We start from the raw sequence: 20,314 nt of genomic DNA, 5'->3' as shown, positions 1-20,314 counted from the left end.
AGGTCATTATGAGCTTTCATGAAGTTCGCTTTCCCGCGTCATTGTCATTCGGTTCGATTGGTGGGCCTGAACGTCGTACTGAAATCGTCACCCTGTCCAACGGTTTCGAAGAAAGAAACAGCCCATGGGCGCATTCGCGCCGTCGTTATGATGCTGGGATCGGGCTGCGTTCGTTGGATGACGTCGAACAGATGATCGCGTTTTTCGAGGCGCGTCAGGGCCAGTTGCACGGTTTCCGTTGGAAAGATTGGGCAGACTACAAATCCTGCCTGCCGTCTGCCGACATCACCGGCATGGATCAGTTCATCGGAACCGGAGACGAGGTCACCACCCAATTTCAGCTGGCAAAGATTTATACCTCTGGCGACGCGGCCTATTCGCGTCCCATTCTTAAACCCGTTCGCGGCACTGTTCAGGTTACCATGTCCGGTGATCGGCTTCAGGAAAGTATAGATTATTCAATTGATTACACGACGGGATTGATCCATTTTTTCCACGCGCCGGACATCGGTGCAGAAATCCGTGCGGGGTTTGAATTTGATGTGCCTGTTCGGTTTGACACGGACGTGATTCAGACCTCGGTTGCCAATTTCAATGCAGGCGAAGTGCCAGACGTACCTGTCATCGAGGTGCGCCTATGACCTTGGCTGATCACCTGAAAACGGGCGCAACGACGGTCTGTCGGTGTTGGGCAGTGACGCGCAACGACGGTGTTGAATTGGGGTTCACCGATCACGACACGGATATCGAATTTGAAACGATCCTGTTCCGTGCGGACAGTGGCATGACAGCAAAAGAGGTCGAACAATCGGCCGGTTTGTCGGTCGACAACTCCGAAGCTATCGGGGTTCTGTCGCACAGTGCGATTTCCGAAACCGATATTGAACAGGGCCTATTTGATGGCGCTGAGGTGCGATATTGGTTGGTGAACTGGTCAAATGTCTCAGAACGCGAATTGCGGTTCCGTGGTGAGATCGGTGAAATTCGTAGAAACAGCGGTGAATTTACAGCCGAACTACGCGGTCTGGCCGAGGCGCTGAACAAACCAAACGGTCGGGTATTCCAACGTGGCTGCCGCGCCGTTTTGGGCGATGCCGAATGCCAATTCGACACGTCTATGGCCGAGTTTTGTTATACTGGCGCGCCTGTTGGCAACACGGACAACTGTATCTTTGAATTTGATGGTCTTGCGGCCTATGCGGCGGGTTGGTTCACCAAAGGGACGCTTTCGGTTGCTGATGGTGCGGCGGGCGTGAAACCGGCACTGATCAAAAATCACACGATCTTGGAAACAGGCAATCACGAAATTGAACTGTGGCAGCCGCTGAAAACGGAACTGCCAAAGGGCGCTGCCCTAAGGTTGGTTGCTGGCTGTGACAAACGAATGAAAACCTGTTTGCAAAAATTCGATAATCTGCTGAATTTTCGCGGTTTTCCAGACATTCCAGGCGAAGATTGGCTGGTGTCTACACCCATTCGAACGTCAAAAAATGATGGGGGTAGCCTACGATGACCGCTATCGTTCATGCGGCTCGCCGCTGGATCGGAACTCCATATCGGCATCAATCATCCTGTGTTGGCGCGGGATGTGACTGTTTGGGATTGATTTTGGGCGTCTGGAAAGACGTCATCGGCGATATCCCCGAAACACTGCCAGCCTATAGTCCGGACTGGTCCGAACCGCAAAATCGCGAAGTTCTGTTCGATGCGGCGGTCCGCCATTTTCATCGCAAAACAGCGTCGAACGCTGAACCTGGCGACCTGTTGTTGTTTCGTATGCGCGATGGGGCAGTGGCGAAACATCTGGGCATTCAATCCCGAATTGGCCCAAACGCCAGTTTTATACATTCGTATTCAGGTCACGGCGTTGTCGAAAGCCGCCTGACTGATCCTTGGGCGCGGCGCATCGTTGCGCGATTTAAATTCCCAACAAAGGAAACCTAATGGCAACTATCGTATTATCAGCTGTTGGCATGGCGATCGGTGGATCGATCGGCGGTACGGTTTTGGGTATTTCCTCGGCGGTGATTGGTCGTGCCGTTGGCGCGATGGTCGGTCAGGCCATTGATCAACGTATCATGGGATCGGGCAGTGGGACTGTTTCGACTGGCCAAATCGATCGTTTTCGTTTGACGACCGCGTCCGAAGGCGACACCGTTTCATCGGTTTATGGACGCTATCGCGTTGGCGGCCATGTGATCTGGGCAACGCGGTTTATCGAAGATTCGACCACACACAGCGGTGGCAAAGGCGGTGGTGCAACTATCACCGAATATTCCTATCGGGTGTCATTGGCTTTGGCGCTGTGCGACGGCGAAATCACAAGCGTCGGCCGCATTTGGGCGGATGGTACAGAAGTGCCCAAAGCCGATTTGAATATGCGGATCTACAAAGGCACGCAAACTCAGCTGCCCGATCCCAAAATGGAGGCTGTCGAAGGCTATGGCATGGTGCCCGCATATCGCGGCGTGTCTTATGTCGTGATCGAAGATTTGGACCTATCAATCTTTGGCAACCGAATTCCGCAGTTCAGTTTCGAGATCACTCGGCCCGCGCCCGCGTCGGCCAGTGTTCAAGATATCGCAACGAAAATTCAGGGTGTCGCCTTGATCCCCGGTACGGGGGAATACGCCTTGGCGACCACGCCTTTGACGGTGTCTGACGGGCTGGGGGCGTATAGATCGTTGAACATCAATTCGCCCGCCGCCAAATCGGATATCGACGTGTCCTTGGATGCATTGGTTGATGAAGTTCCCAATGCGCGAACCGCGTCATTGATTGTGTCGTGGTTTGGTGACGATTTGCGCTGCGGTGAATGCCGTATCGGCCCGCGCGTCGAACAGGCCGAATATGATCCCGAACAGATGCCTTGGACCGTGAGTGGCGCAGTGCGTTCGGACGTTGGCGTTGTGCCGTTGGACGCTGATGGCCGTGCGCTATATGGCGGCACCCCAACGGATCAATCCGTGGTCGAAGCGATCCATGCCATGCGGGATCGTGGCATTTCGCCTGTGTTTTATCCATTTATTCTAATGGAACAGCTGACGGGGAACGGTTTGCCAGACCCTTGGGGGGCGGATGAACAGCCTGCGATGCCGTGGCGCGGGCGTATCACGACCGCTTTGGCTCCATATTTGGTCGGGACTGCTGATCAAACCGCTGCTGCGACAGCCGAAGTTGACGCGTTTTTCGGCACCGCCGCCGTGTCGGATTTTACAATTGATGGAACGCAGGTGTTGTATACGGGTCCGAATGAATGGACCTATCGCCGGTTTATCCTGCATTATGCGCATCTGTGTGCCGCCGCTGGCGGTGTCGATGCATTTTGCATCGGGTCCGAATTGCGTTCGCTGACGCAAATTCGGGACGACAACGGATTTCCCGCGGTGGATCATCTTTGCCGACTGGCTGCCGAAGTACGTTCCATTTTGGGTGCCGACTGCAAAATCGGCTACGCGGCCGATTGGTCTGAATATCATGGCTATCAGCCTGTGGGCACTACCGATAAATATTTCCATCTTGATCCACTTTGGGCCGATGACAACATCAATTTCATCGGCATCGATAACTATGTGCCCCTATCAGACTGGCGCGATGGGAACGATCATCTGGATGCGGATTGGGGGGATATTCGTAACCTTGATTACCTGAAATCAAACATCGAAGGCGGCGAATATTACGATTGGTATTACCAATCCCCCGAGGCGAGAGACGCCCAAATTCGCACGCTCATATCGGATGGTGACGGCGAACCATGGGTTTGGCGTGCAAAAGACATGCGTGGTTGGTGGTCGAACTACCACCACAATCGTATTGATGGCCAACGCCAAGAAACGCCAACCGCGTGGCAGCCGCAAAGCAAACCGATCTGGTTCACTGAATACGGCTGTGCTGCGATCGACAAAGGCACGAACCAACCGAATAAATTCTTGGATCCGAAATCCTCGGAATCGCAATTGCCGCATTATTCGAATGGAGCGCGCGATGATGCGCTGCAGGCGCAGTATATTTCGGCAATGACCGAATATTTTGCGGAGGATCAGAACAATCCGGTGTCCGCCGTTTATGGGGGTGACATGATTGACATGTCGCGCGCCTTGGCTTGGGCATGGGATACGCGGCCTTATCCGTTTTTCCCGCAGAATATTGATCTGTGGTCGGATGGCGAAAACTATGCGGTGGGGCACTGGCTGAATGGCCGTGTGTCGTCGCGGTCTTTGGCCAGTGTGGTCACCGAAATCTGCCAAAAGGCGGGTATGACCAACATTGATACCAGCGCGCTATATGGGACGGTCCGTGGCTATGTTGTGGATCAGACCGATACCGCACGGGCGGCTCTGCAGCCATTGATGTTGGCCTATGGTTTTGACGCTGTCGATCAGGACGGGATGATTGTGTTCAGATCGCGAAACGAACGGGCTGGTACACAATTGGATCCTGCGTTTTTCGCCGTTGATGGATCCGAAGCCAGCAGTCTGGAACGCGTCCGCGCGCCTAATGCGGAAATGGCGGGAACGGTTCGCCTGACATATGTCGAAGCGGACGGCGATTACCAAACGCGGCTGTTCCAAACGGTTCAGGCCGATGACGATACAAATACAACATCGCATACAGAATTGCCGTTGGTGTTGACCTCTGGCGAAGCGGAAAAAATCACAGAACGTTGGCTGGCCGAAGCAGGCATTGCGCGCGAAACGGTTTCTTTCGCGTTGCCGCCATCTGCGTCAACCATCGCCGCTGGGGATAGCATTCGCCTAGAGGGCCGTGATTACCGCATCACGCGCAAAACATCGGGGCAATCCGCCACGATCGAGGCGCAGCAATATGAACTCAGACTGTACCAAACGACACCTACGACCGAAGAGCCAACCACTGGCGCTGCCTTTGTTCCGCCTGTTCCGGTCGATGGGCTATTTTTGGACCTGCCGATTTTGACCGGAGAAGAAGCCGAGCACGCCCCATATTTCGCCGCCGTTGGGTCGCCTTGGCCTGGCTCTGTGGCGCTGTATCATTCGAACCAGGACGCGAATTATAAGATCGAAAAAACAGTTGATCGCTGTGCCATTGTTGGCATCACGGAAACTGAATTGGCGCCGGCTGGGGCAGGGCGCTGGGATCGGGGGGCGGCCTTGCGTGTCAAACTGGTGCACGGTGCGTTGTCGTCGGCTTCGGCTGAAAATATCCTGTCGGGGGCAAATGTTGCCTTTGTTGGCGATGGAACGCCCGACAATTGGGAGGCGATACAGTTCGTCGGCGCAAAACTGGTCGGGCCACAGACCTACGACATTTCAATGCGTTTGCGCGGCCAGTTGGGGACCGATCATAAATCCCGAACCGCTTTGCAGGCGGGGGCCTATTTCGTTCTGTTCAATGATGCCGTTTCCCAAATCGACTATGCGGCCAAATTGCGCGGGGTCGAACGGTTCTATCGGTTTGGGCCTGCGTCTAGGCCGATGACGGACAGTTCCTATCAAACAGTGCAGCATGCATTTGCGGGTGTCGGGCTGCGGCCGTATCCGATCTGTCATATGCGCAAAACACAGGCTGCAAACCAATCTATGCTGTTTTCGTGGGTGCGACGCACTCGCATCGACGGCGATGGTTGGGATGGGCCGGATGTGCCATTGGGCGAAGAAACCGAAACCTACCGCATTCGCATTTTCCGCGACGGTGAAACCGTTCGGGAATTGGTAACGACGGCGCCTTCGTTTGAATATGACGCGGCATCGCAGGCATCGGATTCGGGCGCTGACACAATCGGCGTGGCGCAGTTGTCTGCGCGTTTTGGCCCCGGTCCTGAAACTTATTTGTATTTCGGCTGATGCGGCAGGTATCGGTAGTCGATTTGGATCAGGCGGTCAGCGTTTTGCTGGCCGCCGATCCCCGTGATTGGCCTGATTTAAGCCGGCAAATTCTGCGGCAGGCAAAATGGGCAGATAAATACCGTAAACGGACGGGCAAACGTCACCCTGACTGGGGCAATGGGACCGTACATGATGTCTGTATTCGATATCCGCGCCATCGGCCCAGCTACCCAACTCCGGATCAGTATTTTCAGGCAATGACCCATTTTTTGCGCACCTATGTAGATGCGCGACATCAAAAGAATTGAAATGTTGGCTCGCGCCTTTGTTCTTGGCCTTGGGGCGCTATTTGCGGTACAGAGGACGAAATAACCCCGCAGGAGCCGGTCATGGCAAAGTTCAAAGCATCAATCGCACAAATCGATCCCGTTTGGGATCGCATCTGTTCCGAAGCCGAAGCCGCCATCAAAGATGAACCGTTGATGGGCAGTCTGCTGCATCAATGCATCCTGCATCACGCCCGTTTCGAAGACGCATTGGCCTATCGTTTGTCGATGAAACTGGCGTCGGCAGAAATGTCGGAACAGTTGCTGCGTGAAATTGCGGATAGCGCCTATGAGGCCGAACCAGAGCTGGTAAATTCGGCCCGTGCCGATTTGGTCGCAACATTCGAACGCGACCCAGCCTGCCACCGTTTTCTGCATCCTTTACTATATTTCAAAGGTTTTCAGGCGGTTCAGGCCTATCGTTTGGGCCATTATCTGTGGGAACAGGGTCGCCGTGATATGGCGTATTTCCTGCAAATGCGCATTTCCGAAAGCTTTGGCGTCGACATCCACCCAGCCGCGAAAATCGGCAAGGGCATCATGATCGACCACGCTCATTCAATCGTCATCGGCGAAACCGCTGTTGTGGGTGACAACGTGTCGATCCTGCACACTGTCACCTTGGGCGGCACCGGCAAAGAGGACGAAGACCGTCACCCGAAAATCGGCAATGGTGTTCTGATCGGCGCTGGCGCTTCGGTGCTGGGCAATATCAAAATCGGTGACCGTAGCCGCATCGCGGCGGGTTCCGTTGTGCTGGGTGATATACCGCCGTGCAAAACAGTGGCCGGTGTACCTGCCAAAATCGTTGGCGAAGCAGGCTGCGACCAGCCATCTGTTTCGATGGATCAATTGCTGAAAAAATGTATGGGAGAGGGTTAACCCTCTCCGATCAGTTGGTCATAGGCCTCTAACGCCTTCATTCCATACATATACGCGGGGCCGCCGCCCATCAAAATGCATGTCGAAATGGTTTCTTCGATCTCGGCGCGGGTTGCGCCTGCTTTGACGGCGGCTTGCAAATGGAAACCGATACAATCCGCGCAATGGGTGACAATGCCAATCACAATGCATTGTAATTCTTTGTGCTTTGTCGACAGCGCGCCATCAGCCAAAGCGGCATGGTGCATTTGCGTGAACGCTTTGCCAACGTCGGGCTGCGCTTTGCGGAAATCACGGGTCAGCCGCGTTGTATTGCCCAGATAGTCTTTCCAGTCCATGGTCGTTCCTTTGTCTTTATGCAGACTTGGTATCATCGCGCTGCGCAAATTCTTTGCGTTAGATCAATAATTTGAAATGTTTTGGTGACTTGCGGTTTTGCTTAATTCGCGGTTCTGTTCAGGCGCAAATGAATGGGTGTGAAAATATGATTATTCGCAGCGCGACGCCTGATGATGCGGTCATCCTAACGCAGATCTACAATCACGAAGTGGAAACAGGCACTGCGCTGTGGAACGTGCAAGCGATTGATTTAGAAAACAGACTTGCGTTCCTGTCGGCCCAAAAAGAAAAAGGGAACCCCGTTTTGGTGGCCGAGGTTGATGGCGAAATGGCTGGCTATGCAACCTACGCCGTGTTCCGTCCGCAAGATGGGTTTCACTTAACGGTCGAACATTCCATTTACCTGCGTCCTGGGTTTCAAGGGCAGGGTATTGGCCCCAAATTGCTGTCGGCCTTGATCGAAAAAGCCCGAAGTAACGGTTTGCATGTGATGGTCGCCGCCATTGACGGTGCAAACCTAGGGTCCATCGCGCTGCATCAAAAATTAGGCTTTGTCGAAGTCGGTAGAATGCCCCAAGCCGGCATGAAATTTGGTCGCTGGTTGGATTTGGTTCTTTTGCAATTGCGGTTGGATGACCGCAGCGCCCCATGAAAAAAGCCCCCGAATTTTCGGGGGCTTTTGTATTAAACTCGGGTCGGTGTGACATCCAACGACCCGCGTGTTGCGTCCGAATATGGGCACACGTGGTGGGCGCCCGCGATCAGATCATCCGCAACATCGTCTGCCACGCCGGGCAGGGACACTTCGATCTGGACCTGAATGCCAAATCCGTTGTCATCGCGTGGGCCAATGCCAACGGTCGCGGTCACGGTCGCGTCTTCGGGCACTTTGATCTTCTTGCCAGCGGCATAGGCTTTCATCGCGCCCAAAAAACAGGCCGAATATCCCGCTGCAAATAGCTGTTCGGGGTTGACGCCATCACCGCCAGCGCCGCCCAATTCCTTAGGGGTCACCAATTTCAGGTCCAGCGCACCATCATGGGTTTTCGCGGTGCCGGTCCGTCCGCCGGTGGCTGTGGCTTTGGTCGAATATAGAATTTTTGATGCAGGCATAATGTATTCCTTTTTGCTTCTGTGATATTAATTATCGCGATATATAAATTTATCAACCTTGCGATTAGATCGCGCACGACTTAGTTATTGATTGTTACATTTTGGGTGCTGAAAGTATGTCTGATCCGTTAAATGAAATGATCTGTTTCGATGTCTACGCCGCAAATCTAGCGGTGGGCAGGTTGTATAAGCCATTGCTGGACGATCTGAATTTGACCTATCCGCAGTACCTTGCCCTGATGATCCTGTGGGAAAAGGACGGCCGCACCATCGGCGAAATCAGTTCAATCCTTGGACTTGAAAGCAGCACGCTTACGCCTTTGATCAAACGGATGGAGGGAGCAGGGCTGGTTGCCCGCCGCCGCGATACTGACGATGAACGCCGTGTACATGTTTATCTGACGGAACAGGGCCGCAAATTAGAGGCTGAACGCGCGCGATTAACAGAATGCGTGGCGACCGCGACGGGGCTAACCATTGATGAATTCATCCAGCTACAGGGCCTTTTGCGCAAAATGCGCGGTGCGATCAAAAAATAAGCCCCACAAATTGTGGGGCTTAGTCGGGGATTAGATGGTCAGCAAAAAGGACTGTGCCTCTTCGTCTGTTTTGCCTGATGCGGCTGCAATATCGGCCAAGGTGTCTTGGGTCGATGTGACGGCATATCCGTTTTCAATCAGAGCCGAAGCCAAATCATCGGCAGAGACATCAAACAGCGGCGCGATGTCCGAGATTGGCTGCGTGACAATCTGTGCTGCAATTTCGAACTGAGGCGGGCGTCCACCGCCGTTTGGTCCGCCCTCGGGCGTGGTTTGGAACAAAAAGAACGACGCGGATACTGCAGCGATGGCCAGGCCAATCGCCATGGGCGCGTGTGTGAAATAACTTTTCAGCGGCCGCCAGTTGCGCCATAGGTGCAGAACGAACGGGACAACCAGAACCAGACCCAAAATTTCATGCATCGAATGGAACGACCGTGGGCCAAGGTCGAAATACATCGCCACGCCGGTGATGATGGAAATTAGGAAAAATCCGGTGATAAGAGGGGTCGCATAGCGCAAAAAGAACTGTTTCATATCAGGCTCGTAACTAAACTAGCTTATTAAATGCCATTAGAACGAAACCGGACATGATTTCCGTCGCTTAGGCACAAAAAAACCCTTTGGCAGGACCAAAGGGTTTTTCTGATTGGTTTATGGGGTGCCTTAGGCCAGCATGGCCATCGGGTTTTCCAGATTTTCTTTGATCGCTTTCAGCAGATCCGCACCCAGCGCGCCGTCAATCACGCGGTGATCGACCGACAGGGTCACGGACATGACTGTCGCGACTTTGATCTGGTCATCCGCGCCAACAACCGGTTTTTTCACGCCCGCGCCAACCGCAAGAATTGCGGAATGCGGTGGGTTGATGATGGCGTCAAAGTTGTCGATGCCGAACATGCCCAAGTTGGAAATCGCGAAGGAACCGCCCTGATATTCATGCGGCGCCAGTTTGCGGTCGCGTGCGCGTTTTGCCAGATCTTTCATCTCGGTCGACAGAGCCGATAGCGATTTGCTGTCCGAGTTTTTCAAAACCGGAGTGAACAAGCCACCTTCGATCGCGACGGCGACGGCCACGTCCGAATTGGTGAATTTCAGAACACGATCACCTGCCCATACTGCGTTCGCTTCTGGGATTTGTTGCAGGGCAACGGCGCAGGCTTTGATGATGAAATCGTTGACCGACAGTTTCACGCCGCGATCTGCCAGTTTGGCGTTGATCTGAGCGCGGAAGGCCAACAATTCGTCCAGTTCGATGTCGCGGCGCAGGTAGAAATGCGGAACGGATTGTTTCGCTTCGGTCAGACGGGCAGCGATGGTTTTGCGCATGCCGTCCAGTTTGACCTCTTCGAAATCGGTGCCTTCGTACATTTTCAGAACGGCATCGGTCGATGGGCCCGTTGCAACAGCAGCAGCGGCCGGCGCTGCAGCCGCAGGCGCGGCGGCTTTCGGCGTTTCTGCCTTTGGCGCTGCGGTCGCGTTTTCGACGTCCGATTTCACGATGCGACCTTTGGGGCCGGAACCGGTGATTGCAGACAGATCCAAACCTTTTTGCGCAGCAATGCGGCGGGCCAAAGGTGACGCGAAAATGCGATTGCCGTCTTTGACAGGCGCAGCTGGGGCAGGGGTTGCGGGCGCCTCAGCGGCCGCTGGCGCGGCCTCTTCGTTGCCCGCGGCGGCGGCTGGTGCCGCCTTTGGTTCTGCCGAACCAGCGGTGTCGATGTCGTCAGCGCTTTCGCCGTCTTCGAGCAGGACTGCGATCAAAGCGTTTACTTTGACGCCTTCGGTGCCTTCGGCGACGACGATTTTGCCAACGACGCCTTCGTCCACGGCTTCGAATTCCATGGTCGCTTTGTCGGTTTCGATTTCGGCGATGATGTCACCGCTGGAAACGGTGTCACCTTCTTTGACCAGCCATTTGGCCAGCGTGCCTTCCTCCATCGTGGGGGACAGGGCGGGCATCAGGATTTCTGTGGGCATCGCTTGTCCTCCTTAGCGGTAGGTGACTTGTTTCACGGCGTCGATCACTTCGGCTGTGGTGACCAGCGCCAGTTTTTCGAGGTTCGCCGCGTAAGGCATTGGCACGTCTTTGCCGGTGCAGTTCAGAACCGGTGCGTCCAGATAATCGAACGCATGGGTCATGACGTAGGCCGACAGGTGGTTGCCGATCGAACCGACTGGCCAGCCTTCTTCGACTGTGATCATGCGGTTGGTTTTCTTAACCGATGCCAGAACGGTGTCGTAGTCGATCGGGCGTACGGTGCGCAGGTCGATGACTTCGGCGTCGATACCTTCGGCCGCCAATTTTTCGGCCGCTTCCAATGCATAGGTCATGCCGATGCCGAAGGACACGATGGTCACATCGTTACCCGAACGGGCAATGCGCGCTTTGCCGAAGGGAATGGTGAAATCATCCAGAACGGGCACTTCGAACGATTTGCCGTAGAGGATTTCGTTTTCCAAGAAGATCACAGGGTTCGGATCGCGGATCGCCTGTTTCATCAGACCTTTGTAGTCTGCTGCGGTGTAAGGCATCACAACCTTTAGGCCTGGGATCTGCGCGTACCATGCCGCGTAGTCTTGGCTGTGCTGAGCGCCAACGCGGGCCGCTGCGCCGTTCGGGCCGCGGAACACCATTGGTGCGCCCATCTGGCCGCCGGACATATACAGCGTCTTTGCGGCAGAGTTGATCAGGTGGTCGATCGCCTGCATTGCAAAGTTGAAGGTCATGAATTCAACGATCGGTTTCAGACCGCCGAATGCAGCACCCGTCGCGATACCCGCAAAGCCGTGTTCGGTGATCGGCGTGTCGATCACGCGTTTCGAACCGAATTCATCCAGCATCCCTTGCGAAATTTTATAGGCGCCTTGGTATTCGCCGACTTCTTCGCCCATCAGGAACACGTTTTCGTCGCGGCGCATTTCTTCGGCCATCGCGTCGCGCAATGCTTCGCGGACGGTCTGGGTTTTCATTTCGGTGCCTTCTGGCCAATCAGGGGTCTGTTCGACCTTTGGCGCAGCTGGGGCCGCCGCAACTGGCGCAGGTGCCGGAGCAGCCTCTGGCGCTGCGACCGCTGCAGGTGCGGAATTTCCGACCTCGGCAGGGACTTCTTCGCCTTCTTCGACCAGAATTGCGATTGGGGTGTTAACCTTGACCGCTTCGGTGCCTTCTTCGATCAGGATTTTGCCCATCACGCCTTCGTCGACCGCTTCGAATTCCATCGTTGCCTTATCGGTTTCGATTTCTGCGATGATGTCGCCTGCGGAAATGGTGTCGCCCTCTTTTTTCAGCCATTTGGCCAGAGTGCCTTCCTCCATGGTGGGGGACAGGGCGGGCATAAGAATTTCAGTAGCCATAGTCGTCGTCTCCTCCCTTAAGCCTGTGGTTCTTCTGCGTAGATGTCTGTCCATAGTTCGGACACATCAGGCTCTGGGCTTGTTTTTGCGAACTCTGCCGATTCATTGACGATGGCTTTGATGTCTTTGTCGATGGCCTTTAGGTCATCTTCGGTCGCATGGTTGCCAGTCAGCAGGATGGAACGGATTTGTTCGATTGGGTCACGCTCTTCGCGCATTTTCTGCACTTCTTCGCGGGTGCGGTATTTCGCAGGGTCCGACATAGAGTGACCACGGTAACGGTAGGTTTTGACCTCTAGAATATAGGGGCCTTTGCCCGCGCGGCAGTGTGCGACAGCGCGTTCACCGGCCTCTTTCACGGCCAGAACGTCCATACCGTCGACTTCTTCGCCTTCGATGCCGTAGGCTGCGCCGCGTTCCCATAGGGTTTTCGATTTGGTCGAACGCTGAACCGAAGTGCCCATGGCGTATTGGTTGTTTTCGATGACGAAAATCACCGGCAGGTCCCACAGTTCGGCCATGTTGTAGGTTTCATAAACCTGACCCTGGTTCGCAGCGCCGTCGCCAAAGTATGCAAAGGTGACGTTGTCGTTGCCTTTGTATTTGTCCGAAAACGCAAGGCCCGCACCCAGCGGAACCTGCGCACCAACGATACCGTGGCCGCCATAGAAATGTTTCTCTTTCGAGAACATGTGCATGGAGCCGCCTTTACCTTTGGAATAACCGCCTTCGCGGCCGGTCAGTTCGGCCATCACGCCGTTGGCTTCCATGCCGCAGGCCAACATATGGCCGTGGTCGCGGTAGGATGTGACGCGTTTGTCGCCTTCTTTGGTTGCGGCTTCTAGGCCGACAACCACGGCTTCTTGGCCGATGTATAGGTGACAGAAACCGCCGATCAGGCCCATGCCATACAATTGGCCTGCCTTTTCTTCAAAACGACGGATTAGCAACATGTCTTTATAGTAGGATAGCAATTCCTCTTTCGACACGTTTGGCTGTTTGGCTGGTTTTCTCGCGGCCATAGGTCCTCCGTCCTTAACTGGCGAAATAGTTTAGTGTTAAACAATCTCATACAGGATGGTTTGCGGAAAAGCGAGAGTCAATGTTTTTAGGCAGCGGGTAGGTGCCATGCATCCGCTGCAAACCGTCCCGCAGCCAACGCAAAAGGCCCGCAACGCGGTGTGCGCGGCAGGCCTGTGGCTAGGTTTTCAGAAATTAACCGAGGGTTAGCGCGTGATCACGATTTCATCGGAACGCACCATACCCAGAACGTCACGGGCGCGTTCGTCCAGCAGGTCCAGATCCAGATAGGTATCGCTTAGGCGGCGGGTGAGGTTTTCCATGCGGGCGACTTCGATCTGCAATATATCCAGATCAGCCTGCAAATCCCGCGCATGTGCGTCGATTTCAGCGCGGCGGAACAGACCGTATTCGCCTTGCACTGCAGCAAAGGTGAAATACAGGCCGAACAAAACGGCGCCGGAAAAATAAATGACTGCCCCCATAGCGGGACGAGATGTGCGGTTCATATCTGCCTCATGTCACCTCTAACGGGTGTTGGACGTAGAATCGCACATCTGATTCTTTTTGTGAATCCCCTAATTCGTATATGTGGGGAATTTATGCGGCTTTTTGTTTAACCTGCGATAGATGCCGCATGAATGCCCGCAACTGCGTTCGACAGCAGGCTGTCAAAATCGGTTTCGGACTGTTTCGCGTTCAGGCCTTCGGTCAAACCACGGCTGAACGATGCGATCATACCTGTTTGTTTCGACAGCAAGGCGTTTGCATCATCGCGGCTGTAGCCACCGGACAAAGCAACGACCTTCATCACGCGAGGGTGGTCGATCAGTGGTTTGTAGAAATTTTCGACGGTCGGCAGCGATACTTTTAGCATCACCTGACCTTCGCTCACAGCATCCAGACCTTTTAGCAGTTCATCACGCAGGATCGCTTCGGCTTCTGCTTTGTCCGCGATGGTGATGTTCACCTCTGGCTCTAGGATCGGCATCAGACCCTTGGCAGAGACCTGACGGCCAATGTCGAACTGCTGTTCGACGATCGCTTTGATGCCGGTTTCGTTCGCTGCGTTGATAACCGAACGTTCTTTGGTGCCAAAGATGTTCTTTGCAACGGCGCGGTCCAGCAGGTCGTTCAGGTCTGGCATCGGTTTCATCAGCTGAACGCCGTTTGCTTCGGCTTCCAGACCTTTGTCGATTTTCAGGAACGGAACGACCGATTTCTGGTTCCACAGGTAATCAGCAGTTGGAGTGCCGTCGATGTCGCGATCCATTGTCATTTCAAACAGGATTGCGCCGACAACTTTATCACCGGTAAAGGCAGGCGATTTGATGATACGGCTGCGCATCTGGTGGATCATGTCGAACATTTCGGCGTCGCCGTTATATTCGTTTTCTTCGATGCCGTATTGGCGCAGCGCCTTTGGGGTCGATCCGCCACTTTGATCCAGTGCAGCGATGAAACCTTTGCCGGTCAAGATTTTGTCGGCCATTTGTGCGTTCATTAGTCAACCCTCTTTAAATATTAGGTTTTTGCCGCCCTATAACGGCTTTCGCCTCGCTCATAGAAAAGCGAGGCGAAACGCGCAAATGTGTTATCGCTAGCGAAAGTCATGTTTTCGCTAACGAACATTTTATTGTTTCATTTTGCCTCAACCGAGCGCAGAAACACCTGGCAATTCCTTGCCTTCCATCCATTCCAAGAATGCGCCGCCAGCGGTGGAAATATAGGTGAAATCCTTTGCTGCGTCGGCTTTGTTCAATGCAGCAACGGTATCACCGCCACCTGCAACAGACACCAATTTGCCTGCTTTGGTTAGCTCAGCCGCCTTTTTCGCTGCTGCGTTCGTTGCTGCGTCAAAAGGTTCGATTTCGAACGCACCCAGCGGGCCGTTCCAGATCAGAGTTTCCGCACGGGTCAGCACATCAGAGATATAGGCAACGGTTTCTGGGCCTGCGTCCAAAATCATTGCGTCCGATGGAACGGATTCAGGCACAACGGTTTCGTTCTCTGCGTTCGCTGCAAATTCGCGGGCCACAACAACGTCGCGTGGCAGGATGATTTCACAGCCCGCATCATGGGCCTTTTTCAGGATGTCACGCGCGGTATCGGCCAGATCATGTTCGCACAGCGATTTGCCGACGTTAACGCCTTGGGCCGCTAGGAACGTGTTCGCCATGCCGCCGCCGATGACCAGATGGTCGACTTTGCCAACCAGATTGCCCAGCAGATCCAATTTGGTCGAAACTTTCGCGCCGCCGACAACAGCGACGACAGGGCGGGCAGGGGTGCCCAATGCTTTTTCCAGCGCGGACAATTCTTCGGCCATCAGGCGGCCCGCTGCGGATGGCAGCAAACGAGCGACGCCTTCGGTCGATGCGTGGGCGCGGTGCGCAGCAGAAAATGCGTCATTTACATAGATGTCGCCCAAGGTCGCCAGAAACTGCGCCATTTTCGGGTCGTTCTTTTCTTCCATATCGGAAAAACGGGTGTTTTCGATCAGAACGATGGCATCAGCAGGCAGCGCGTCGATGTCTTCGCGCGATGGGCGTTCGATGAATGTGACGGATGTTCCCAGCGCCTGTTCCAGCGCAGGCAATGTGACGCGCAGGGACATGTCGGGGTTTGGCTGACCTTTGGGGCGACCAAAGTGGGCCAGCATGATCGGGCGGCCGCCAGCAGCGACGATATCTTTGATTGTTGGGACGATGCGTTCAATGCGGGTGGCATCGGTGACTTTGCCGTCTTCTACCGGAACGTTAATGTCAACGCGGACCAATACGCGTTTGCCAGCCAGATCCATGTCATCAAGTGTTTTCCAGGCCATGAGTGCCTCCCTTAAATAAAGTTTCTATTACTCGATATCGCCTTTGTGGCGCGGGTCAAGGCAGATACCTTGGCAAGCGGCTGTATCAGGCATATGTCTAGGCTAATTTTTGAATAAAGGAGAGCCACGTGGCCGAGATCAAAGATCCAGAAAACACTGTCATCATCGAACTGAAAGACGGCAATGTTGTTATTGAACTGCTGCCTGACGTTGCACCAAAGCATTCCGAGCGCATGAAAGAACTGGCGCGCGCGGGTAAATACGACGGCGTTGTATTCCACCGCGTGATCGACGGTTTCATGGCGCAAACCGGCGACGTTGAATACGGCAACTCGAACGCAGATTCGTTCAACATGGGCCGCGTTGGCACTGGCGGTTCGGATCTGGAAGACGTTCCAGCAGAATTTTCGCGTCTGCCACACGCACGCGGCACGCTGGGTGCAGCCCGTTCGATGAACCCGAATTCGGCAAACAGCCAGTTCTTCATCAACTTTAAAGACAATGATTTCCTGAACGGTCAGTACACGGTTTATGGCCGCGTCATCGAAGGCATGGAACATGTTGATGCGATCGTTCGTGGTGAACCACCTGCGAACCCAGACAAGATGATTTCGGTGAAAGTGGCTGCAGATGCGTAATCTGGCGGCTGCTTTGGTTTTGCTGGCGGGCCCTGTGGCCGCCAGCGGGCTGGACATCACCATCGCGGGCGAAGCGAACGGCACAATCCACATCGACCTGTTCGAAGATGTGGCGCCTTTGCACGTCGAGCAGATCACCAAGATTGCAAATGATGGCGATTACGACGGCGTTGTATTCCACCGCGTGATCGATGGTTTCATGGCGCAAACGGGTGATGTGAAAAACGGTCTGCTAGAGGGCGGCAACATGGCGATGGCTGGTACGGGCGGTTCGGATTACGGCAATATCGTTGCCGAGTTTTCCAATCTGTCGTTCGAACGCGGCGTTGTCGGCATGGCCCGTTCGAGCCATCCTGATTCCGCAAACAGCCAGTTCTTTATCATGTTCGCACCAGGGTATTTCCTGGATGGTCAGTACACCATTGTTGGCGAAGTGACCGAAGGCATGGATGTGGTTGATGCGATCAAACGCGGTTTGGGTCCAAACGGGTCGGTGATCGGTCAGCCAGATGTGATGGAAACAGTTGTTGTAACCGAATAATCGGTTTCTTCTGTTGTTAAACGGTGCGGGCGGCCAATGGCCGCCCGCGTTGTTTTTGCCTCGCGCCTTTAGCGCTCAGGTGCCGCAAAAGGTGGCTGATACGCGTTCTTCTGGTTCTGGTGCGCGGCTGTATATGTCGTGATGAGCGAATGGGTTTGTGACGGCGGTCAGGATGTCATCGAAGGGTTTGCGGTCTTGGGCGACGGCGGATTGGATCACCTGTTCGATATGATGAAGGCGCGGGATGACCTGCGGGTTGTGTTTAGCGGCAAGGTCTAGATCTGGTTTTAGGGCCAGCCATTCGGCACGCCAATTTGCGTAGTCGGCATGGTCTAGGGACGTGTCGATATCTGCAAAGGTTTGGGTGAAATCTGCGCGGGCCTCGGCCATCATTGTCAAATATTGACGGGCCAGTTGGGTTGCGGGTTCTGATGTTTTTAGGCCGAATTTCGGGCAGAAATGTCGCGCCCAAGCGGCCTGCCATTTGTCCTGAAACGTGCCCATCATTGCGTTTAATGTTTCAATGGCGGCGTCTTGGTCATCGGCCAGAGGCACAAGGCTGGATGCGAATTGGGCGATGTTCCACGCTGCGATGGATGGTTGGTTTCCATAGGCGTAGCGGCCCTGTCTGTCGATGGACGACAGCACGGTTGAGGGATGGTAGGTGTCCATAAACGTGCAGGGGCCATAGTCGATGGTTTCGCCCGACACGGTCATATTGTCTGTGTTCATAACCCCGTGAATGAACCCCAGCGACATCCAGCGGGCCACCAGATCGCATTGGCGGTCGATCATTTGGGCGGTGGTTTCGAAAATGGTTGTGGCGGTCGGGAAATGGCGCGCAACCGTGTGATCATAGAGGGCGCGCAGCGCGCTGGTGTCGCTGCGAAACGCCTGTAGCTGGAACGTGCCAACGCGGATATGGCTAGATGCGATGCGCGTCAGGATCGCGCCGGGAACGGGGCCGTCGCGTAGGATATTTTCGCCTGTGGTGACTGCGGCCAGCGCACGGGTGGTGGGAACGCCCAATGCGACCATCGCCTCGGATATCAGATATTCGCGGATCACGGGGCCAACCCATGCACGGCCATCACCCGCACGGGAATAGGGCGTGCGGCCTGATCCCTTTAGCTGCATGTCGAACCGGCCATGGTCGGTCACAATTTCCCCGATCAGCAGCGCGCGGCCGTCGCCCAATCCGGGGTTCCAGTGGCCAAACTGATGACCGCCATAGGCCTGCGCCAACGGGCGCGCGCCATCTGGTACGGCGTTGCCAGCCAAACACGCGATGCCGAATGGCGTGCGAAAATCATCTGGGGTGCCGCCCAGCGTTCGCACCAGTTCGTCATTCAGGGCAAATAGCTGAGGGTCCGCAACGGGCTGAGCCTTTTGTTCGCTAAACAGCGCCGTTGGCAGCGTGGCATAGCTATTGTCGAAATCGAACAGGTGCATATCGGGGCCTTACAAAACGTCAGTCAGCACAAGGGTATTGTTCCGCCGACGAAAGCCAACCTTTTCGCAGAACACAATCAGACCAGCGTCGGGGTTGTCCAAACGCATGTGCAGCGCTTTGACGCCGCCTTGGCCCAATGCGACGGCGACGGAATGCAGGACTTCGGTGCCGATACCGCGGCGGCGAACGGACGGGCGGATGTAGGTTTCATCGACCCAGCCTTCCATACCGCCTTGGGCGATGGACCAGCCGAATGTCACTAGAACATAGCCCAAAGGCGCGCGTTGCGGCCCGATCAACCAAATCGCGCCCAAAGGGCTGCCGTTCAGCAATGGTTCGACCGCGCGTTGGCGGGTGACCTCGTCCGATGCGATGCCGCATTCTGCGTGGTAACGTTCAACTAATGACAACACACGGTCCAGCGCATCGGGGCCCGCAAGGGTAATAGAGGTGGTCACAGAGTTCCAATCCGTTCTGCCATCATGGCGAAAAAGGCGTCAGCATCGACATCACCCATGAACATTGCGTTCGGAGCGCGGTCCGTGACCCGCCACCAATCCGCGACCGTCATACCCAAGGTAAGGTCGGATTTCGTTTCGATCTCTACATTGATGTGGCGGCCTTTGAAAAGGTCGGGTTGGATCAAATAGGCGATTGTGCATGGATCATGCAGCGGCGCGCCGTCGCTGCCGTATTTTTCCATGTCGAACCGTTCAAAGAAATCGGTCCATTCGACGATCATGTTGCCGATCAGATTACCCATATCGGCAAAGGGTTTCATGCGGGCCTTTGTGGTCAACGCCTTGTGCGTGACGTCCAGCGGCATAACCACCAGCGGAACGCCGGATTTAAACACGATTTCAGCGGCTTCTGGGTCGACGTAGATGTTGAATTCAGCGGCTGGGGTGATGTTTCCAACCTCGAAATACGCGCCGCCCATGAGGACGATTTCCTGAATGCGGTCGATGATATCTGGGGCCTGCTGCATGGCCGTCGCCACATTGGTCAGCGGGCCAATCGGGCAGATCGTGACCGTACCTGCAGGTTCGCGGCGCAGGGTTTCGATGATGAAATCCACCGCGTGTTGGTCCTGTAACGGCATAGTGGGATCAGGCAATTGCGGCCCGTCCAAACCCGTTTTGCCGTGAACATGTTCGGCCGTCACCAAAGGGCGCGCCAATGGGGTGTCGCAGCCCGCGAATACTTTGACGTCGGTGCGGCCCGCCATTTCGCAGATGATGCGGGCATTCTTTTGGGTCAGTGGCAAAGGGACATTGCCGGCAACGGCTGTGATGCCCAAAAGGTCGATTTCGGCAGGGCTGGCCAATGCCAACAAAATTGCGACGGCGTCGTCCTGACCCGGGTCAGTGTCGATGATGATTTTGCGAGCTGTCATAATGTGCGCCTTTAATAAAATTTCGCCTGACTTTGAAATGCCATTGATGCGGGCGCAAGGGTAAAGCCGGTTTGGAGGC

The 20,314-nt window shown here is 54.9% G+C and carries 22 protein-coding genes; 10 read left to right on the top strand and 12 right to left on the bottom strand.

All coding sequences use genetic code 11. From position 1 onward, the window contains the following. Positions 1 to 8: 8 nt before the first annotated feature. The 6 genes from ACXAGA_RS10835 (at position 9) to cysE (ending at position 7,012) form a co-directional block, all read left to right on the top strand. Positions 9 to 641 (top strand): phage distal tail protein, Rcc01695 family, encoded by a 633-nt coding sequence (locus ACXAGA_RS10835; RefSeq protein ID WP_475117493.1) that lies wholly within the window; start codon positions 9 to 11, stop codon positions 639 to 641. After that, a complete protein-coding gene (locus ACXAGA_RS10830; RefSeq protein WP_475117492.1) occupies positions 638 to 1,513 on the top strand; it encodes a DUF2163 domain-containing protein in 876 nt (291 codons plus the stop codon). The genes ACXAGA_RS10835 and ACXAGA_RS10830 overlap by 4 nt, the downstream gene beginning before the upstream one ends. Next, on the top strand, positions 1,510 to 1,944 hold the full coding sequence (locus tag ACXAGA_RS10825) for an NlpC/P60 family protein (RefSeq protein ID WP_475117491.1): 435 nt from the start codon (positions 1,510 to 1,512) through the stop codon (positions 1,942 to 1,944). The genes ACXAGA_RS10830 and ACXAGA_RS10825 overlap by 4 nt, the downstream gene beginning before the upstream one ends. Further along, positions 1,944 to 5,822, top strand: a complete 3,879-nt coding sequence (locus ACXAGA_RS10820; protein ID WP_475117490.1) for a baseplate multidomain protein megatron — start codon at positions 1,944 to 1,946, stop codon at positions 5,820 to 5,822. The genes ACXAGA_RS10825 and ACXAGA_RS10820 overlap by 1 nt, the downstream gene beginning before the upstream one ends. Continuing rightward, the gene (locus tag ACXAGA_RS10815) at positions 5,822 to 6,112 is read left to right on the top strand and encodes a DUF7742 family protein (RefSeq protein WP_475117489.1); all 291 of its coding nucleotides are present in this window, start codon (positions 5,822 to 5,824) and stop codon (positions 6,110 to 6,112) included. Before ACXAGA_RS10820 ends, ACXAGA_RS10815 begins: the two co-directional genes overlap by 1 nt. A gap of 81 nt (positions 6,113 to 6,193) precedes the next feature. Then, positions 6,194 to 7,012 (top strand): serine O-acetyltransferase, encoded by an 819-nt coding sequence (gene cysE / locus ACXAGA_RS10810; protein ID WP_475117488.1) that lies wholly within the window; start codon positions 6,194 to 6,196, stop codon positions 7,010 to 7,012. Here cysE and ACXAGA_RS10805 read toward each other — a convergent pair. Further along, positions 7,009 to 7,350, bottom strand: coding sequence for a carboxymuconolactone decarboxylase family protein (locus ACXAGA_RS10805; protein ID WP_475117487.1), 342 nt, complete (start codon positions 7,348 to 7,350; stop codon positions 7,009 to 7,011). The genes cysE and ACXAGA_RS10805 overlap by 4 nt on opposite strands. 146 nt (positions 7,351 to 7,496) lie before the next feature. Between ACXAGA_RS10805 and ACXAGA_RS10800 the strand changes: the two genes are divergently transcribed. After that, on the top strand, positions 7,497 to 8,003 hold the full coding sequence (locus tag ACXAGA_RS10800; protein WP_475117486.1) for an N-acetyltransferase family protein: 507 nt from the start codon (positions 7,497 to 7,499) through the stop codon (positions 8,001 to 8,003). A gap of 32 nt (positions 8,004 to 8,035) precedes the next feature. On the opposite strand, the gene ACXAGA_RS10795 is transcribed toward ACXAGA_RS10800, so the two are convergent. Further along, positions 8,036 to 8,464, bottom strand: coding sequence for an organic hydroperoxide resistance protein (locus ACXAGA_RS10795; RefSeq protein WP_475117485.1), 429 nt, complete (start codon positions 8,462 to 8,464; stop codon positions 8,036 to 8,038). Between the two features lie 116 nt (positions 8,465 to 8,580). Here ACXAGA_RS10795 and ACXAGA_RS10790 point away from each other — a divergent pair, with 116 nt between their 5' ends. Beyond that, a complete protein-coding gene (locus tag ACXAGA_RS10790) occupies positions 8,581 to 9,003 on the top strand; it encodes a MarR family winged helix-turn-helix transcriptional regulator (protein WP_475117484.1) in 423 nt (140 codons plus the stop codon). Positions 9,004 to 9,033: 30 nt separating this feature from the next. Here the strand turns inward: ACXAGA_RS10790 and ACXAGA_RS10785 are convergent, their stop codons facing one another. From ACXAGA_RS10785 to ACXAGA_RS10755, 7 genes are all read right to left on the bottom strand, one after another. Next, positions 9,034 to 9,540 carry a DUF4405 domain-containing protein gene (locus ACXAGA_RS10785; RefSeq protein WP_475117483.1) on the bottom strand — a complete coding sequence of 169 codons (507 nt, stop codon included), beginning with the start codon at positions 9,538 to 9,540 and terminating at the stop codon, positions 9,034 to 9,036. Positions 9,541 to 9,669: 129 nt separating this feature from the next. Continuing rightward, positions 9,670 to 10,983, bottom strand: coding sequence for a pyruvate dehydrogenase complex dihydrolipoamide acetyltransferase (locus tag ACXAGA_RS10780; protein ID WP_475117482.1), 1,314 nt, complete (start codon positions 10,981 to 10,983; stop codon positions 9,670 to 9,672). 12 nt (positions 10,984 to 10,995) lie between these two features. Next, the gene (locus ACXAGA_RS10775; RefSeq protein WP_475117481.1) at positions 10,996 to 12,360 is read right to left on the bottom strand and encodes a pyruvate dehydrogenase complex E1 component subunit beta; all 1,365 of its coding nucleotides are present in this window, start codon (positions 12,358 to 12,360) and stop codon (positions 10,996 to 10,998) included. 17 nt (positions 12,361 to 12,377) lie between these two features. Continuing rightward, positions 12,378 to 13,382: a pyruvate dehydrogenase (acetyl-transferring) E1 component subunit alpha gene (pdhA, locus tag ACXAGA_RS10770; RefSeq protein ID WP_475117480.1), complete on the bottom strand. Its 1,005-nt coding sequence runs from the start codon at positions 13,380 to 13,382 to the stop codon at positions 12,378 to 12,380. 204 nt (positions 13,383 to 13,586) lie between these two features. Next, on the bottom strand, positions 13,587 to 13,889 hold the full coding sequence (locus tag ACXAGA_RS10765; RefSeq protein WP_475117479.1) for an FtsB family cell division protein: 303 nt from the start codon (positions 13,887 to 13,889) through the stop codon (positions 13,587 to 13,589). Positions 13,890 to 13,996: 107 nt separating this feature from the next. Next, positions 13,997 to 14,884, bottom strand: a complete 888-nt coding sequence (locus tag ACXAGA_RS10760) for a fructose bisphosphate aldolase (protein WP_475117478.1) — start codon at positions 14,882 to 14,884, stop codon at positions 13,997 to 13,999. Between the two features lie 147 nt (positions 14,885 to 15,031). Further along, complete coding sequence (locus ACXAGA_RS10755) at positions 15,032 to 16,207, bottom strand: phosphoglycerate kinase (RefSeq protein WP_475117477.1); 1,176 nt, start codon at positions 16,205 to 16,207, stop codon at positions 15,032 to 15,034. A gap of 128 nt (positions 16,208 to 16,335) precedes the next feature. On the opposite strand from ACXAGA_RS10755, the gene ACXAGA_RS10750 reads away from it, so the two are divergent. Together ACXAGA_RS10750 and ACXAGA_RS10745 are read left to right on the top strand one after the other, a co-directional pair. Then, the gene (locus tag ACXAGA_RS10750; RefSeq protein WP_475117476.1) at positions 16,336 to 16,845 is read left to right on the top strand and encodes a peptidylprolyl isomerase; all 510 of its coding nucleotides are present in this window, start codon (positions 16,336 to 16,338) and stop codon (positions 16,843 to 16,845) included. Then, the gene (locus ACXAGA_RS10745) at positions 16,838 to 17,386 is read left to right on the top strand and encodes a peptidylprolyl isomerase (protein WP_475117475.1); all 549 of its coding nucleotides are present in this window, start codon (positions 16,838 to 16,840) and stop codon (positions 17,384 to 17,386) included. The genes ACXAGA_RS10750 and ACXAGA_RS10745 overlap by 8 nt, the downstream gene beginning before the upstream one ends. Positions 17,387 to 17,461: 75 nt before the next feature. Here ACXAGA_RS10745 and ACXAGA_RS10740 read toward each other — a convergent pair whose 3' ends face one another. The 3 genes from ACXAGA_RS10740 to ACXAGA_RS10730 are packed head-to-tail and all read right to left on the bottom strand — an operon-like array spanning position 17,462 to position 20,235. Next, a complete protein-coding gene (locus ACXAGA_RS10740) occupies positions 17,462 to 18,838 on the bottom strand; it encodes a protein adenylyltransferase SelO (RefSeq protein ID WP_475117474.1) in 1,377 nt (458 codons plus the stop codon). A gap of 9 nt (positions 18,839 to 18,847) precedes the next feature. Next, positions 18,848 to 19,297 carry a GNAT family N-acetyltransferase gene (locus ACXAGA_RS10735; protein ID WP_475117473.1) on the bottom strand — a complete coding sequence of 150 codons (450 nt, stop codon included), beginning with the start codon at positions 19,295 to 19,297 and terminating at the stop codon, positions 18,848 to 18,850. Further along, entirely contained in the window at positions 19,294 to 20,235 is a 942-nt protein-coding gene (locus ACXAGA_RS10730; protein WP_475117472.1) for a nucleoside hydrolase, read from the bottom strand. The genes ACXAGA_RS10735 and ACXAGA_RS10730 overlap by 4 nt, the downstream gene beginning before the upstream one ends. Positions 20,236 to 20,314: the final 79 nt, after the last annotated feature.

The organism is Marivivens sp. ABH4_498 (assembly GCF_056160585.1).
Note: the sequence above shows the minus strand (reverse complement) of the source record. Positions and strands in the feature narration are given on the sequence as shown.

What these genes read in the sequence shown, in the direction of transcription:
- ACXAGA_RS10835 (WP_475117493.1), top strand. Translation starts at nt 9, where the DNA reads ATGAGCTTTCATGAAGTTCGCTTTCCCGCGTCATTGTCATTCGGTTCG.
- ACXAGA_RS10830 (WP_475117492.1), top strand. Translation starts at nt 638, where the DNA reads ATGACCTTGGCTGATCACCTGAAAACGGGCGCAACGACGGTCTGTCGG.
- ACXAGA_RS10825 (WP_475117491.1), top strand. Translation starts at nt 1,510, where the DNA reads ATGACCGCTATCGTTCATGCGGCTCGCCGCTGGATCGGAACTCCATAT.
- ACXAGA_RS10820 (WP_475117490.1), top strand. Translation starts at nt 1,944, where the DNA reads ATGGCAACTATCGTATTATCAGCTGTTGGCATGGCGATCGGTGGATCG.
- ACXAGA_RS10815 (WP_475117489.1), top strand. Translation starts at nt 5,822, where the DNA reads ATGCGGCAGGTATCGGTAGTCGATTTGGATCAGGCGGTCAGCGTTTTG.
- cysE (WP_475117488.1), top strand. Translation starts at nt 6,194, where the DNA reads ATGGCAAAGTTCAAAGCATCAATCGCACAAATCGATCCCGTTTGGGAT.
- ACXAGA_RS10805 (WP_475117487.1), bottom strand. Translation starts at nt 7,350, where the DNA reads ATGGACTGGAAAGACTATCTGGGCAATACAACGCGGCTGACCCGTGAT.
- ACXAGA_RS10800 (WP_475117486.1), top strand. Translation starts at nt 7,497, where the DNA reads ATGATTATTCGCAGCGCGACGCCTGATGATGCGGTCATCCTAACGCAG.
- ACXAGA_RS10795 (WP_475117485.1), bottom strand. Translation starts at nt 8,464, where the DNA reads ATGCCTGCATCAAAAATTCTATATTCGACCAAAGCCACAGCCACCGGC.
- ACXAGA_RS10790 (WP_475117484.1), top strand. Translation starts at nt 8,581, where the DNA reads ATGTCTGATCCGTTAAATGAAATGATCTGTTTCGATGTCTACGCCGCA.
- ACXAGA_RS10785 (WP_475117483.1), bottom strand. Translation starts at nt 9,540, where the DNA reads ATGAAACAGTTCTTTTTGCGCTATGCGACCCCTCTTATCACCGGATTT.
- ACXAGA_RS10780 (WP_475117482.1), bottom strand. Translation starts at nt 10,983, where the DNA reads ATGCCCACAGAAATCCTGATGCCCGCCCTGTCCCCCACGATGGAGGAA.
- ACXAGA_RS10775 (WP_475117481.1), bottom strand. Translation starts at nt 12,360, where the DNA reads ATGGCTACTGAAATTCTTATGCCCGCCCTGTCCCCCACCATGGAGGAA.
- pdhA (WP_475117480.1), bottom strand. Translation starts at nt 13,382, where the DNA reads ATGGCCGCGAGAAAACCAGCCAAACAGCCAAACGTGTCGAAAGAGGAA.
- ACXAGA_RS10765 (WP_475117479.1), bottom strand. Translation starts at nt 13,889, where the DNA reads ATGAACCGCACATCTCGTCCCGCTATGGGGGCAGTCATTTATTTTTCC.
- ACXAGA_RS10760 (WP_475117478.1), bottom strand. Translation starts at nt 14,884, where the DNA reads ATGAACGCACAAATGGCCGACAAAATCTTGACCGGCAAAGGTTTCATC.
- ACXAGA_RS10755 (WP_475117477.1), bottom strand. Translation starts at nt 16,207, where the DNA reads ATGGCCTGGAAAACACTTGATGACATGGATCTGGCTGGCAAACGCGTA.
- ACXAGA_RS10745 (WP_475117475.1), top strand. Translation starts at nt 16,838, where the DNA reads ATGCGTAATCTGGCGGCTGCTTTGGTTTTGCTGGCGGGCCCTGTGGCC.
- ACXAGA_RS10740 (WP_475117474.1), bottom strand. Translation starts at nt 18,838, where the DNA reads ATGCACCTGTTCGATTTCGACAATAGCTATGCCACGCTGCCAACGGCG.
- ACXAGA_RS10730 (WP_475117472.1), bottom strand. Translation starts at nt 20,235, where the DNA reads ATGACAGCTCGCAAAATCATCATCGACACTGACCCGGGTCAGGACGAC.